Below are 15,038 nucleotides of genomic sequence, written 5' to 3' on the forward strand. Positions count from 1 at the left end.
CATATATACCAATGATTTATAAACGATAAATTGACTATTCACTTTACTACAATAATTTTCATATGAGGAGTGATAAGCCTCTCATTTTCTTTGTCGAAGATTGATCTGCTCTGTATCGATTAACACCGAATGGGGGAGTAGCTTCCGCTTTTGGCACAAAGCGGACCAAGACATCAGGAATACTTATCGGACTCTTAGCAGATCTGAATATCTCGTCGTATATCGAGGCGACAGCATTTCTCGCTTCATTTGCCACTGTTGCTGAATGCCCTGCCCGGCAAAGTAGAGAGTTCCTCTGCCGTCTCTGGCATTGAGTTGATCAAGAACCTCCATCAGTTTATCACTACCGGGCCGCGGCGCGTTTTCATCGAACAATTTGAGCTGGGCTACCCCCTGACTGAAGAAATCACCCAGCATAATGCCGGCTTTCTGGTACCTATGGCCATCCTTCCAGATTTTGTCCAGGCACTTTACCGCGGCGTTAATGATGTCGCGTGAATCCTGAGTGGGGGTAAGAAGCTTCATGGACGCACTGTTACCATAATACGGCTCGTTAAGCGCAAAGGGAGAGGTTTTCACGAACGCAGAGATAAAGCGGCAGTACTGATGTTCACCCCGCAGTTTTTCAGCACCACGGGCAGCATAGCTGCAGATAGCCTGGCGCATCTGTTCATACTCAGTAACGCGTTCGCCGAATGACCGGCTGCAGACGATTTCCTGTTTAGCTGGTGCAAATTCCTCCAGATCCAGACATGGTTCGCCGCGCAGCTCCCGGACCGTTCGCTCGAGTACTACGTTAAAGTGCTTCCGAATAATCCACGTACTCTGCATAGAGAGGTCCAAAGCCGTTTTGATACCCATGGCGTTCAGCTTCTTACTGATGCGCCTGCCGACGCCCCATACATCCTCTACAGGCACGACAGCTAACAACCGACGCTGGCGATCGATATTTGACAAATCAACAACTCCGCCCGTCTGTCTCTGCCATTTCTTGGCTGCGTGGTTTGCCAGCTTAGCGAGTGTTTTTGTCTGCGCGATGCCAACCCCAACGGTCAGGTGCGTACGCTTCAGAACGGTAGCGCGGATCTCTTTGCCGAACTCCGTAAGGTCACGGCAGTTGCGAACACCTGTCAGGTCGCAAAAAGCTTCATCGATACTGTAAATTTCGACGCGGGGGCTCATTTCCTCCAGCGTGGTCATCACACGGTTCGACATATCAGCATACAGCTCATAATTGCTGCTGAAGCAAACAACGCCAGCGCGCCGGAAAAGCTCCTTTTGCTTGAAATATGGCTCCCCCATGGTGATTCCAGCCGCCTTGGCCTCGGCGCTGCGCGCGATTACGCAGCCGTCATTGTTCGAAAGAACAACCACTGGCCGCCCTTTCAAATCGGGACGAAACACCGTCTCGCATGATGCGTAGAACGAATTCACGTCACAGAGCGCAAACATACTCAGCTCGCCGATTTGACGATGAAAGTAACAACGCCGAAAACGTCCAGCGTATCTTCGCTGCCTACAACAATCGGACTGTAGGCGCTATTCATTGGGATGAGTTGGACTGTCGGGCGTAACTGCAGGCGTTTAACAGTAAATTCCCCTTCCACCGCGGCGATCACAATGTCACCATGCTCAGCAGTGCGTGAGCTGTCCACCACCAGCAGATCACCGTCGCTGATCCCCGCTTCGATCATTGAATCACCCGCGGCTTTAACGAAGTATGTGGAACTCGGGTGAGCAACAAGTAACTCATTGAGATCGATGCGCTGTTCCACGTAATCAGCCGCGGGGCTTGGGAAACCACACTGTACTAAGTCACTGAAAAGCGGAAGAGTGAAAATTTCTCGCAGTTCTGTTGGCCTGATGAATTCCATTGCACACACCTCAAATACTGTTTTTATATACAGTAGTTTTATTTGTAAGTGTCCGCAAGATACAGGCCCTACCCTCACTGCTTAAAGCTTCGCCGTTTCGTTTCTAAGTTTCTCTCTCGTTTCGAATTATGACTTTTGTAAATTATTCGATTCAAACTCCAATTGAGTAGTTTTAATCCAACGCCCCTACATCCAGTTCTTTGATTAGCCTTTTGAGGCAACTAACTTCATCCATTAGAGCAAGGATTGCTTCATGGTGAAGGGCGGCGGCCACACCGAAGGTATCTACTGATTTTACATCCTCAATTTCTGAGCCATCTCGTAAGGTTGTTTTTCCATATGATTTAACTGCGTCAGGAAAAACCTTCTCGACTTCCTGAGCTATGAAGCCATACCCGTGCGCAGGTGTATCGAGGCGATCCCATTCAACGCCTCGAAGCTGCTGCATTTTCATAAGCGGATCAGCTATTACCGTTATATTTTCTTTAATGCGCTCATCGGAAGAAGTTACCCAATTGCCTATCGCAGCGCCATTTGAATGGAATACCCATGCAACAAGTCCTTCCTGATCAGACCCTTTCAGGCCCAATGTCACGTTATCAAAATTAGCCCCGCCGCCACGGGCCCCCCCGAATGTCCATTCCCCTGTATACCAGGTTCCTCTAAGAATGTTGACATAATTTCCTGTATTTGGGTTATACCCATTGGCAACGATCAGGTTGATTCCGTTATTCATCAAACCACCGACGCCATTATCTCCTGAACTGATGGCAAATCCGGGATTACCGCCTACGCCGGGCTGGACTGTAATTGGGCTCGTGATTTTCCCACCCGTTTTCTGATCGACGGAATTTAATCGTGAATCGTTACCAGCGGCCACTGTTCCCGCTGCTGTTCCAACATCCCTGGTAGAGCTGTTTCCTAAACCGAGGTTTGTGCGAGCGCCTGATACCGTTGTCGAACCGGTACCGCCCTGTTCTACAGATAGCGCTGTCGTAAGTCCGCTGAGAGAGGTGATATCGCGGTTTGCACCTTTTGCCGCCTTGCCTGAAAGTGATGTTGTAATGCTATTCCAGGCTGGGCCCGTCCATGTTGTTCCATCTGGCAGGGTTACCGTTACATTTCCGGTTCCAGAAAAAATACTTTGCCAGTTCTGTTTGTCGTAATTCAGTCCACGCAGCGCTTCAGCACTTTGCGCCACCAGCGCGGCAGTTACCATATTCAGCGCCACACGGGGGACGGCTGACCAGGCAGCGCCGGATTGCGTTGGCCCGGGGAAGTTGCTGACAAGCGTAAGCTGCGTGTCACTATCGACCGTTTTCACTGGCAGCGTAAAAGGAATACCGCCCACAGTAGAGACAATGAAGTCACCTGCGGTGAGTTCTGTTGTGAATGAGGTTCCGGAACCGCCAACAATGGCGGACCCGTTTGTCAGGGTGAGGGTACCTGCCGACATAAAAGACTCCTGAGTGCAGATAATAAAAAACCCGCCGAAGCGGGTTCTTGTTTTGTTCACTTTGAACAGGTCGACCTGGTGAAGTTATTTTTGCTCACCCATCGCCAATTGAAAGGGTAGCCTGCCCTATATTCTGTCTGATTGGCTACTTTGCGCACATCGTAAATCTGTACCGACAGAACCTGACCTCCAATAAGTGCTTCTGCCTCGCATAATGGCTTTTGCTTTTGCAGAACTGAACCAGAGCAAGCAGAAAGAAATAGGCAAAATGCCATCGCTAACATTATTTTCGTCATTTCACACCTTGATTAGTTTTTATTAAGTGAAAACTAACGCAGCGGTACTGAAATATAAAATAGATATAACAGATCAATTAAGTGAATTTGATCGCTTAAAACGATCAATCATAGGCGGCGGTGTTGATAGCCGTCAAAGCTATTCCAGTCGTTGTCCCACCCGCAGCAGAACCGGTAGCCGTTGTCGAGGGCGCGGCATTAATTCTGGTTGATGAACCATTAAACCGACATCCAGAGTAGGCTGTGATATTCACAATAGTGGGTGGTTTAGTGTTATTGTTCTGGATGATCTGGGAGCCAAGAATAGCGGGTGCCACCGCATAACTACCAGGCAGAGTGACGTCAATATTAATTCCACCTGTCGTAGCTCCAGGCGTCCCAACAGTCACAAGGTCACTCAATATCCGACTCTCGTTTGTCAGAACCAACTTCCCGGTGGCATCCCAGATAGCAAATCCCCATTTTGGCAATGTCTGAGGATAAATAGCAAAGATGTAAGCCGTTAATGTATGTGCCTGTCCATAGGCATTGCTTGATCCAACAAGAATATTTCCTCCTGATCTGGCTGCAGTAACCACAGTAGGCTGAGCAGTATCACTCGTTTTGCAAAAAACCATCGCCGGATAAGAAACGTCCAGAGCTATTGTTGCAGATGCACCGTGATATGCCCCGCTTGCTACTGAGTTAACCACTACCCTCCTGTAGAGACAAAATGGCGTGGACTGAGGCGTAATAAAGGGATTTCCATTATCCAGAGCTATCAGTGCGCCATAATCTGCCATTATGCTTTCTCCACAAAAACTACGAGCTCACATTCAGAGGCTGGATAGTTTCCAATCCCAACGCTGTTTGCCGCGCCAAGAGTTATCGTATTTCCGCTGGCGACGATACTGCGCCCTACCGAGACCGCCCCCTTATCCAGAGAAACGACAAATCCGACCTTCATTCCTGCCGGAATGGTAAATGACCAGCTTCCAGAGTTTTGCCCCTCAGAAAGTTGAATACGTCCGACCACTGAAACTGGCTTAATACCATAATTGTTCGGATTGCCATTGGCATCCCATGTCTGAATGCCCCACGTCATTAAAATACTCCTGTAAGTTTACCAATCTGTACGCGGAGGACACCATTCGCATCCCTGATGCTGTCAGTAACGTTCGTGGTCTTTCTTGCGCCCTGCCCATCGCTGCCGTAGTTTTCCCAGGTACCGCCTTTGTCCAGTTTCCACCCGGACTGCCCTGGTACGTAATTGTTGGACTGGATGAAGTTGCCAATTTTAGCATTGGTGATCGTGCCATCCTGAATAAATGCTGAGCTAATAAAGACCTGACCATTAACCACTGCGAACGGTGAATACTGGGTATCACCACTGCCACTCATCAGCACGAACTGATTAGCGTTAAAGCCAACCCTAGTTACTACCGGTTTCCCGGCCTCAGCAAGCACAGCAATCGACATCCCGGCGTTGTAAATCACCCCGTTTATCCTCACACCTGTTTTGAGGGTGTATATTGCCGAAGCACCAGAGGCATCGACAACGGCTGTGAGCTTGTCTTCCAGGGAAGCGGTGACGTTGTCGATCTGCGCCTGCACCTGTGTCGACATTTCGGCCATTGCCCTATCCACCTCAGCAATAGTCGTTTTTACAACCAGGATATCGGCGCGTACCTCTCCGTATTGCGCCCATTGATGTTCAACTATTCCGTGGTTGGCCAGCGCGTTCTGCATTGCAGCTTCAAGATTGGTATCAATATCGCTGGTCAAGCGGTCGCCGTCGGCCGAGTTAAGGAAATCGTCTGCGATTTCACCCAGATAATCATCAGCATTATCGTTAGACATTCCCCTGATCCAGTCGGTATAGCCGGACTCGTTACCCGTTCTATCAACCAACTGCGCGCGATACCAGAATTCCTGCCCGGCTTTCAGCCCGAGCTGGGTATATTCAGCAGATGGATAAGGTACGTCCGATAGCAGCAACGGATCGGAAAAGTCGCTGTTGGTCGTGTACTGGATTTCTGTTTTGAGGGTATCGCCGGTGTTTCCCGGGAACCCCCAGTTCAGACGAATACCCCAGTTGATGGCCGTAGCCATAAAGCCCACTGGCTTGGGCGGATTGCCCACTTTGCCGGTCAACGTCTTCTCTTCTGAATATCCCCACCCGGAAGAAATTTCCGCTGCGTTGATAGCTCGCACGCGCACCAGGTACCGTCCGGCGTAAATCCCCGGGACGTCGAATGACGTGGTAGAGCTGCGCGGCACGTTAACCCAGTTCCCATCATTGCGGCGCCATTGCGCCTCATAGGCGATGGCATTTTGTGCCTGATCCCAGCTCACTCGCATGGTTTCGACGCTGATATTCTGCTGAACCACCGAAAACGAGCTGATCGCGATGTTGGCTGGCGGCGACTGGTTACCAGGAGGAATGACACTCACCGGCCGCTGATCAATTACAGCACCCGTATCGATTCGGGCATATTTATCCGGATCGTGATTTGCCCCCGTGATGGTATATGTCCCGTCATTGTTATCGGTGACACTAATTACCCTGTACTGCTGCGCATAGAGTTCATCAGATTCAATTACCCATACAGCCTCAGCCTGCGGAAGTTCACTAAAGGAAGTTGTTACGGTGACCATTTCACCGGACAGGGACTGAATCGTCCGGGATTGGGTAATGCCCGACGGCAGGTTTACCATTATCCTGTCACCGGTCTTAGCACTTGGTACCCGGTCAAGTTTGAGTACACGACCATTAACCGCGGATAATCTACCGCCTAAATCTCGACCAGAGAGATTGCGATCAGAAACAGCAATTATGTAGCCCGGCTGAGGAATATTGCCGTCCAGACCAACGTCAAACGTTACAATCCTATCTTTATTGTTGGTCAGGATCCCCCAGCGCCCTTTTCTGTTAGCCTCAGACTGCCTGGTGCAACCGATGGCGGTGATCTCAAGCTGGTTGAAACCATAGCGCGCCACCAAAGCCTGCTCGAAGACGGGCTCCATTGCATCAGCATACCCATTTGCCGGATCAGACCAGGATACAAGAGCGTTTGTGTAGCGACTTTTGGTTGTGCTGCTGGAATATACGAATTTGCCGTCGACAACGTTAGCATGCGTGTAGGTAAAATCGACATCTCTGGGCATGTCCGCAAGGGCAACAATCTGGTCGTCTCCCCAGTAGATCATGCCTCGAAAAATGGCGGCGAAGTCACGCAGGACGGTGTAAGCGTCATTTCGATCCTGAATGTATACGTTGCAGGTGTAACGAGGTTCAGTTCCGCTACCACCCTTACCATCCGGTACCGGTTGATCACAATATTGAGCGACCTGATAAAGCGTCCATTTGTCGATATTGGCTGCCGTTAGCCGATTACCAAGGCCGAAGCGGTCAGTGACCACCAGATCGTAAAATATCCACGCAGGGTTATCCGTCCATGCCCACTTAAATGCGCCCGTCCAGGTGCCGCTGTACGTTCGTGTTTCGGGGTCATAATTATCGGGCACACGAATAACACGCCCGCGGGGCTCGCAGGATATTTGCGGTATCGAGCCATTGAACTGGCTCGAATCAAATTCGATGTACAGTAGCGCGGTATTCGAATAGCGCAGTTTGGCGTCGATTACTTCTGTGAAGCTTTGCAGCGTCATCGTGTCGCCAATCTTCGCGCTATTTGCGTCAGCTGTAATCTTACGCAGCCTGATGGTCCAGATGCTGCCAGCCTGAGATAAATCGATACGGTGGCTGCGCTCGTAACCAGAGGTGGTTTTCCCGGTCACGCTGGTATTTAGCACCGTCTGCCAGGTACCGCCATCTGTCTGCAGGTCAATTGCGTAGTTGACCGAATAGCCAACCAGATCGCCATCATCCTCCTGTTTGAAGAGAGAAGGCCATTTTAGACGCAGGCGAACAGCTGAAAGCTGCGTATTGGTGAACGTGCGCGTCCACGCTGTAGAGCTGGAAACTTCGGAACCTACATTGATTTCATTTTCGGTACCCGGGATCCCTTGAATGTATTTTTGCGCCTGAGTTCCAGAACGAAACTCCCACGCCACACCGCTGAAGTTCTGTGAACCATCTGCGTTCTCAAGTGCGGTGCCATCGAGATAAATATCGCGCGCAGTAAGGCCACCAGCAAACTCCCCCTCTCCCAGCGCGAGAAGGATTTTTGCCTTGGCTACTGACTGCAGATCGTCTGGCTGTTCTGTAGGAGTTCTTGAGCTTGAACTGCCGCCCTTGCGGCCTTTAATAGCGGTTGCTATAGCCATATTGCGCCCATAAAAAAAGCCACCCGGAGGTGGCTTATTGAAATGTGTTTAATCTAGTAGAATTCAACTTTCGTATTCGCTGTCATTAGTACTGGCTTCGGCACAGGATTCCCTGCGCTCTGCATTGTTACTTTACATATTTCAGGAACAAGCTTTTCGCTATAATGACAAGTATTCGTTGCTGTATAACCGTCCGAGTAAACTGATGTGTTTATAATTTTATAATCAAGAGGCTTCCTGTCTTTATCAACATAAGATATTTCGTTTTTAGAGAGGACCTTTCCAGAACCATAAAACTCAGAACGTATCAAATTAGAATTATCATCATAAAAATGCTCAGATATTTTCTTACCTAAATAATAGGTATCTTTAATTAAGCCATTCGAGTAAAGACTATATCGCAACTCATCACCATTTTCATTTTTACTCAAAATATTACATTTTTCATCGAGCTGTATAGAGAAAGACTTACCATCTCTCTGGCCAACAAGACTTCCATTGCTATTTTTTAGATTTGTTTCATGACCAGACGAAACGTTATCAAGATCTAAGCTTTCGACACAACCATTCTTAGCTAGTCTGATGGCGATTTTATAAGTGACCTTACCATTTTCTTCAACATCAGTATCTAATGATTTGACAGCTCCTTTAACTGGATTGAAATCAAACATAGTAGATAAATTATAGAGGAGAGGTATGTAATGGTTATCAGCTAAAGCCATGCCTGAAAATAAGGAAGTACAAAGGAAAAGAGTAAATATTTTTTTCATTTTTGAATCTAAGCTCAAGTTACCCCATATTAAGTAAGCCCATTACAGCATGCTTACTGCTGATCTTCAACATAGATACCGGCGGAGATGATCGCTCCACCGATGCGGCGTTTGCCGTAAAGGAGCGGCACAGGATTACCCTGGGCTGTCGTATTGGTTACTCCACCAAATGCGTAGCTGGCCTTATTGTCTGCCGATTGCTTGCTGGCTAGTCCTGTTGTCTGTGGAGAAAGCATTTGAACGACACCGCCAAGGGCCATCGCAGCGCCAAATTGCATTAGAGGAACGCCGACAGCACCACCGCCAAAGTATGACGCCACAGCACCAACTGCGACCAAAGCCACGCCTAAGATGGTCTGGAATACTCCACCACGTTTACTCCCGAGGATAACCGGCGCAATACGGATGTCAGCTGTACTCTGATCCATAGAGAGCTCATCATCGTTCAGGTTACGCTTACCGCTGAAAACAGCGTAGGTTAGGCCGCGCTGCTTGCTGGTATTCAAAAAACGCTCAAAGCCTGGCACGATAACGCACAATGCGCGGATGGCTTCTTTTGGTGAGGCTACCGAAAGTTGGAATTCGCGGCCAAACGTAGTACCCAAAACACCATATAGACGAACAGTACGGACGGATTCGCACATTATCCCTCCTGCATGATTAGGCTTTTATGCCTGACAATTTTCATGGTTCTCTCCATCCAGTAACCTCCATATGGCACACGTTGACTGAGGTGACCATAAAGATGATGGAGAAGCATGTTCCCCTCCAGCAAGATCCCTGAATGGTTCCACTTATTCGATTCCACCTGCATGATGATCAAATCGCCCGGCATTGATGATCCACTAAATTCGCGGAAACCACATTCGTACCAGCAATCCTGATAGAAATTTTCCGGATACTCCTTTTCCCACCAGTGGTAATCCACCCGATAATCGTTCAAGTCAACGCCGTGTTCCTGCCTGAAATAGCTCATCACCAGCCCCCAACAGTCGTAGTGTCCGAGCACAAACGGGCGCCCGAGTAGAGGCAATTCGCCGCGGGGAGTAATGGTACGAAAGTCTCCTTCCGGCCAACTAACAATGTGCCAGGGCAGCAACGTTGCATCGCATTGAGCCTTGTCCAGTTCGCTTGGTTGGGTCGTCGCGTCCGGGTGGCTATGTACGATTCCCGTTATCGTCCCCCAGTCTTCAGCAGCAGCGTAATCCTCTGGCGCAAGGTGAAACTGTTCCGTTGGTTCGACGGCCAGATTACGGCATGGGAAATAGCGTTCCACCCGGCTTTTCTGCGCTATCACGCCACAGCATTCGCGGGGATATTCTTTCGCAGCATGCGCCAGGATGTCCTGAATTGTTTTCTGACGCATGTTAGCTCCTGATCAAAGATGTTCCAGGAAAACCACCGAAAGGAAGTTCATTGTGTTCACCAAACCGAAGCTTGCAGGCGGTGAGCGTGCCGCTGCATTCATCCAATGAGGGATCGCTTACCGGATTGTTGTTTTTGTCGAAGTAAAGCGTGCCGGCATAATCGCACCCATCGCCGGTGCGGTACCTATTCCGGATGCACCATGTGCAAAGGGAATGCAGCTGTCTGGTCGGAATCATCAATCCCTGCAGATCCATCGGGCTGGTAAGAACAAACTCGATACTTTCACCGGGAAGCTCGCTATTTTTACCGTCGATATAGAAAACCCGCTTCCTCACCTGCAAGGGATCTGCTGTTGGATTTCCATCAGGGAAATTACGCGCATCTAAGTAATGCGCAAAAGTGTCATGAATCGTAACTTTTGCCTGCAGCATATCGTCATAGGCCAGACAGAGCGCAGTGATAGAGCTGTCAATGTTGGCAACGGTGAGCGTCGGCTGGGCGCTACTGCCATCGGTGGACGCTTCCAGTTCCTCGAGCTTATATGGCCAGGCACCATACTCTTCGCCCTGCCACCAGATACTCTTCGCCTTTAACTTTGATTCGTCGCCACCAGCAGCCGCAATCTCTTCTTCAGTATGCGGGAGGTTATAAGCGTGAAAGCGCAGAACGTCGTCCAGACCAAACGCAGAACCGTCTACCTCAAGAAGACGTATTTTTTCACCAGGATCGAGGCGTTGATAATCTTCAGTAATCATGGTGCGTATGCCTGTTTGAAGGTTGCTTTTATGGTCATCACTTTGCTGGATAGCGGCTGGGCTTTAATGGAATCAGCTTCAATCCGGTATAAACCGGTTTCGCCAACAGGAGACGTCCAGATAAAGGATTTTGTGATGTGCTTGCGGCAAAAACTCAGCGCATCGAGCATCTCAGCTTTTTTTCCCGTTAAGGTCATCGGCCATGACTGTTTTTCAGGGTTGATACCTTCACCGGCGATCTGTTCAAAGCCGTCTCCAAAGGATGCAGAGCGTGTTGTGTAAGTGAACTCCCCTTCCATACCCGCTTGAATCTGGGTTCGCCAGGTAAATGTTTCGATCGTCACTTTTCCTCCGGGCATAAAAAAACCCGCCGAAGCGGGTATAATTCGATTAGTCGCTGAAAGAAATTTCATCTCCAATTGTCGATTCATTACGTATATTTGAATGGCTATTACACTACTTCACTACACAGCGAGTTCTCATGAAAACACTACTAATCGCAGCTCTTTCTTTAGCGCTTGTGGCGCCCTCGATCACTTATGCAAAAGGTTCTCGTGGTCATTACACCAACGGGAAAGGCTCCTCACACAAGGGTGGGACATATACAACCCATAAGTATCTGCCCCGTAAATAATTAATCTTGTGATAGCAGGCTCAAACAAGGGACTGCTATCAGTTTATCAACGGCTTTTCATAGCGTTCCAAATCAACCTTCCGGGTTGCAACTCCTTAGCAATTCCAGCACGAACAGACTGATCGATGGTCTGTTTGTAAGCCCGAGAAATAGCATCGTTATTGCCGGAAGTCTGCTGGTGAGTGTTCTGGTTTTGAACGACCACGGAAGTTTGAACAGTTACGCCACCAGCTGCATTCGATTGCAGCCCATACATTGGGGCTGTGCCAACATAACCGCCGTTTGCATACCCCTGAGCTCCACGCATAAGCGCATAGAGATTGCCGACACCTAATGCACTTGTCGCTTCCTTCGTAAACACAAACTCACCGCCGTGTACAATGCCTTTCGGTTGGTATTTACCGCCATCTCCCGTGTAGCCGCCTCCATCAAAACCGGGGACCAAACCACCACCTGAGAAACCAAAGAACGCACCGATACTGGTTCCACCAAACGCTGACTTCATTCCATTAACCAGAGCCAGTTGGGTCAGCATCTGGGCGATGCCCTTGAGGAAAGTGGAAAGGAAATCTGAGAAGTTAGATTTACCTGTTGTGAAGAAATCAGTCAGGGTGCTGGCCATGCCGGTGAATGCGTTGCTGGTAACCGTCTGCACCTGGGAGTAGACATTGGTCGCGCTGTCTTCGAAATCAGCCCAGCCCTTTTTCGCGCCGGTCAACCAGTCGCCACGCAACCTGTCCTCTGCATCATAGTAATCATTCGCCGCTTTAAGCTGCTTCTTATATCCGCCATCATCCAGCGAACCACCTGAATTTTTCCAGCCGGCGGCGAGCTGACTTTTTGCTAGCTCTCGCTGCGCCTGGCGGTCACTCATCCCCGCGCCACCCAGTAATGCGGCCTGTTTCTCTGCCATCTGCGTTACGTATTTCTGCGAGGTATCCATGCGCTTGTTCAGCAGTTCCTGCGAGGAAATCTGATCACCCAACAGGGCTTTCTGCCGCGCTAACTGCAGCACCTGGTCTTTACTCGCGAGCAGAGATTGCTCCTGCTTTGTCAGAGAGCGAGATCGGGAGGCCTCTTCCAGCACCTGAAATTTCGCTTCCGTAGTCCAAAGGTCTTTGCGCTGTTGGCTGATAGTGTCGTTCAGCCCTTTATGCTGTTGCAGCGCGCGTAACTGTGCCTGAAGCGCCAGTAGCTCGGCCTGGGCAGCATACATGCTGCGATCGCCAGCCGATACAGTGCCCTGTTTTCCGGGTTTCGTCTTTTTGCCAAAAGCAGCGACCCCTTCTCGATCTTTCTGAGTGGTCGCGGTTTTTACCTTGCGGGTGGTATCAAGGTATTTACTTGCACTAATGTCTGCGGCATCCCAGTCTTTTTTCAGTTGAGATACGCTGTCGCCATAAGCACCGGCCATTTGTTCGTTATAGTCCTGCCATCCCTGCAAAGTATCCGTTTTCGCCCAGTCAGGAATGAGATTAATCGCTGCAGCGATAGAGGAAGAAATGATCTGGTTCAGCTTCTGGAAAACTATCGCAACGCTGTAATAAATTGCGTTGAATTCCTTCAGTGTGTTTGATGCCAGCTCAGCTACCCACTGACCGATATTCTGCATGGCCTCAGACGCCCAGTCTTTGATATCCAGCCACAGGCGACCAAACGGTGTCAGCGAGTCATAAGCCTGTTCTCCGCGTTCTGCCATCGTATCACCAAACAGGTCCATAGCCTGTGTAACGGCCGCGGTCTGGTCCTTCTGTTTCACCAGCTCATCAATATGCTTAAGCTGCGAAACAGTCAGGAAGTTGTATTGTTCGTTTAGACTCTGGAGGGCTCTAACCGGATCCTTTTCAATATCCTGATAGGCCTTGATGATGTCCTGCGCCGAAACAATACCGGTTTGAACTGCAAGTGCAGTAGAGCTCGCCGCTTTTTCAAGCTGCTGCTGTGTGAGCGAACCCATGCTAATCAGTTCAGTCATCAGACTCTGAATGGTTTCTACAGTAGCGCCAGTAGAGGCAGCAATCGACTGAGAGGAAGCCATAACCTGGAGCGCTGTAGTGCCAGCAATATTGCCTGTCCTGATAATGGCCTTGTTAATTTCGTCGTAGGCTGTGAAGTAGTCCGCTCCCGCTTTTGCAGCAATCAGAACAGCACCTGCCAGACCACCAATGGCCACTCGGGCAGGAGTCACCATCGACAACATCGCTTTCAGAGCATTGCCTACACCGCCAAACGAATCGCGCAGCTGGCCGCCCTGCTGAATGGCTACCATATAAACCGGCATACCGGACGCTAATGAAGTTACGATGTCGGTCATTTGCATTGGAAGATAACGCATCGCGTTGCGGTATTGCCCCGCGCTGATCGCTCCTGACTTCCACGCTTCTTCCTGCTCTTTCAGTCGGGCGATCATCGGTGCAGCACGATCGGACACGCCAAGTTGGGCTGCTTTTAGCTCAAACAGTTCTGCGCGCGTTTTCCCGATTGCTGTGACCTGCTCTTCCAGCGAATCGATAAAGGTTTTGCCCGCTGCAGCTGCGCGCTGCGCGGCCTGTGCCTGTTCAATGCGAGCCCGCCCCTCTGCGGTCTCAGACTCCATGACCTGCGCCAGTTTAGCTCGGGTCGTCTCAAGCACGCTGTTGTAGCGAGTAAAGTCTTCATCCCCTACCAGCCCTTTGCCGCGAAACTTCGCCAGGCTCTCCTGGATCGTGTCCAGTTCATCCAGCGCCTTGTTTACGGGGCTGATTTTATTCAGTAGATTCTGCAGTTCCTGCCGCTGTTGCTTGAGGCTTTCGCTGTTTTTCTTCTGGTTATCGATACCGGTGCGGAACGTACTATTCAGGTCATCCGCTTTACCTGCCGCGGCGGACGCGGTCTCCTGAAAGCGATCCAATGCCTGGTTACCACGCTCCAGCTCACTGGTATTTACACGCAGGGAAATAGTGGCGATGTCGTTACTCATTCCGCTCTCTCTTTATGCATAATTTTTAGCGCAGCACTTTCCATCACCCGGATATCCGAAAGCGCGGTTGCCTCGTCGTCGACGTTGTGCAGACGCATCACCCAGGGCAAAACGTTATAGTCGAGCCCGGACGTGCCGCCCATTCCCGTTCGCCATTGCGTGCTAACAGCCTGAAACACCAGGAATGAAGGCCAGATATCGGGCCAGACATCTACGATATTATCGTCATAGTCATCCGGCGTAAGCCCGTAAGGCGCCAGGTCTGCCGCTGTGGGCTCAGGCGTATAGAACGCAGAGGCAACCGCTATCAGTTTTTTTCACGCTGCCCCATCAGCTCGCGGTAGTAGGTTTCCGGGATTGCCTTCATTGCCGCCGGATAGTTTTCCAGCAGCACCGACAGGTTTTCCACGTTGAATGCGTCGGGAAGTGCCCAGCCAGCAATGATTTCCATCAGAAAATCAGTGGCGGTTTTACCTTCGAGTTTTTCGAGGTCAGCCAGTTCTTTAAGTGGCTTGTGGTTGAACGTGAACGTCAGCACGCCATCCTCATCGCCAGCGCGGGGGATCGAGACATTGGCCTTGAATGTAGGTTTGGGCTGAAGGGTGAATTTGGTCGCCATCGATACCTCTTTACGAAAAAAAGCCTCCGTTATGGGAG

General features: G+C 50.0%; 15 protein-coding genes. All 15 read right to left on the reverse strand.

Annotated features, from left to right (window positions below; translation table 11 throughout):
- Positions 1–183 precede the first annotated feature (183 nt).
- The 15 genes from UR504_RS21055 to UR504_RS21125 all read right to left on the reverse strand — a co-directional run bounded on the left by UR504_RS21055 (position 184) and on the right by UR504_RS21125 (position 15,000).
- Complete coding sequence (locus tag UR504_RS21055; RefSeq protein WP_320740111.1) at positions 184–1,452, reverse strand: Y-family DNA polymerase; 1,269 nt, start codon at positions 1,450–1,452, stop codon at positions 184–186.
- Positions 1,453–1,454: 2 nt separating this feature from the next.
- Positions 1,455–1,874 (reverse strand): translesion error-prone DNA polymerase V autoproteolytic subunit, encoded by a 420-nt coding sequence (locus tag UR504_RS21060; RefSeq protein WP_115874780.1) that lies wholly within the window; start codon positions 1,872–1,874, stop codon positions 1,455–1,457.
- A 172-nt stretch (positions 1,875–2,046) separates the two neighbouring features.
- Positions 2,047–3,330, reverse strand: coding sequence for a tail fiber domain-containing protein (locus UR504_RS21065; protein ID WP_320740113.1), 1,284 nt, complete (start codon positions 3,328–3,330; stop codon positions 2,047–2,049).
- Between the two features lie 56 nt (positions 3,331–3,386).
- Positions 3,387–3,626, reverse strand: a complete 240-nt coding sequence (gene cor / locus UR504_RS21070; protein WP_126328655.1) for a phage exclusion lipoprotein Cor — start codon at positions 3,624–3,626, stop codon at positions 3,387–3,389.
- Between the two features lie 104 nt (positions 3,627–3,730).
- On the reverse strand, positions 3,731–4,408 hold the full coding sequence (locus UR504_RS21075; protein ID WP_126328656.1) for a hypothetical protein: 678 nt from the start codon (positions 4,406–4,408) through the stop codon (positions 3,731–3,733).
- Positions 4,408–4,710: a hypothetical protein gene (locus UR504_RS21080; RefSeq protein WP_063440020.1), complete on the reverse strand. Its 303-nt coding sequence runs from the start codon at positions 4,708–4,710 to the stop codon at positions 4,408–4,410. Before UR504_RS21080 ends, UR504_RS21075 begins: the two co-directional genes overlap by 1 nt.
- Positions 4,710–7,895, reverse strand: coding sequence for a host specificity protein J (locus UR504_RS21085; protein WP_320740114.1), 3,186 nt, complete (start codon positions 7,893–7,895; stop codon positions 4,710–4,712). Before UR504_RS21085 ends, UR504_RS21080 begins: the two co-directional genes overlap by 1 nt.
- A 53-nt stretch (positions 7,896–7,948) precedes the next feature.
- Positions 7,949–8,683: a YnfC family lipoprotein gene (locus UR504_RS21090; protein WP_320740116.1), complete on the reverse strand. Its 735-nt coding sequence runs from the start codon at positions 8,681–8,683 to the stop codon at positions 7,949–7,951.
- A gap of 35 nt (positions 8,684–8,718) precedes the next feature.
- Positions 8,719–9,309: a tail assembly protein gene (locus UR504_RS21095; protein ID WP_087822681.1), complete on the reverse strand. Its 591-nt coding sequence runs from the start codon at positions 9,307–9,309 to the stop codon at positions 8,719–8,721.
- The gene (locus tag UR504_RS21100; protein ID WP_193939813.1) at positions 9,309–10,031 is read right to left on the reverse strand and encodes a C40 family peptidase; all 723 of its coding nucleotides are present in this window, start codon (positions 10,029–10,031) and stop codon (positions 9,309–9,311) included. Before UR504_RS21100 ends, UR504_RS21095 begins: the two co-directional genes overlap by 1 nt.
- Before the next feature lies 1 nt (position 10,032).
- Positions 10,033–10,788, reverse strand: a complete 756-nt coding sequence (locus UR504_RS21105; RefSeq protein ID WP_193939814.1) for a phage minor tail protein L — start codon at positions 10,786–10,788, stop codon at positions 10,033–10,035.
- Positions 10,785–11,132, reverse strand: coding sequence for a phage tail protein (locus UR504_RS21110; RefSeq protein ID WP_049136378.1), 348 nt, complete (start codon positions 11,130–11,132; stop codon positions 10,785–10,787). Before UR504_RS21110 ends, UR504_RS21105 begins: the two co-directional genes overlap by 4 nt.
- A gap of 336 nt (positions 11,133–11,468) precedes the next feature.
- Positions 11,469–14,381 (reverse strand): phage tail tape measure protein, encoded by a 2,913-nt coding sequence (locus tag UR504_RS21115; protein ID WP_320740119.1) that lies wholly within the window; start codon positions 14,379–14,381, stop codon positions 11,469–11,471.
- The gene (locus tag UR504_RS21120; protein ID WP_320740147.1) at positions 14,378–14,692 is read right to left on the reverse strand and encodes a DUF1799 domain-containing protein; all 315 of its coding nucleotides are present in this window, start codon (positions 14,690–14,692) and stop codon (positions 14,378–14,380) included. The genes UR504_RS21115 and UR504_RS21120 overlap by 4 nt, the downstream gene beginning before the upstream one ends.
- Positions 14,689–15,000 (reverse strand): phage tail assembly chaperone, encoded by a 312-nt coding sequence (locus UR504_RS21125; protein ID WP_224978988.1) that lies wholly within the window; start codon positions 14,998–15,000, stop codon positions 14,689–14,691. Before UR504_RS21125 ends, UR504_RS21120 begins: the two co-directional genes overlap by 4 nt.
- Between the last annotated feature and the right edge of the window lie 38 nt (positions 15,001–15,038).

The sequence above is a fragment of the Enterobacter sp. 241F3 genome (assembly GCF_034106785.1).
Classification (GTDB): domain Bacteria; phylum Pseudomonadota; class Gammaproteobacteria; order Enterobacterales; family Enterobacteriaceae; genus Enterobacter; species Enterobacter vonholyi.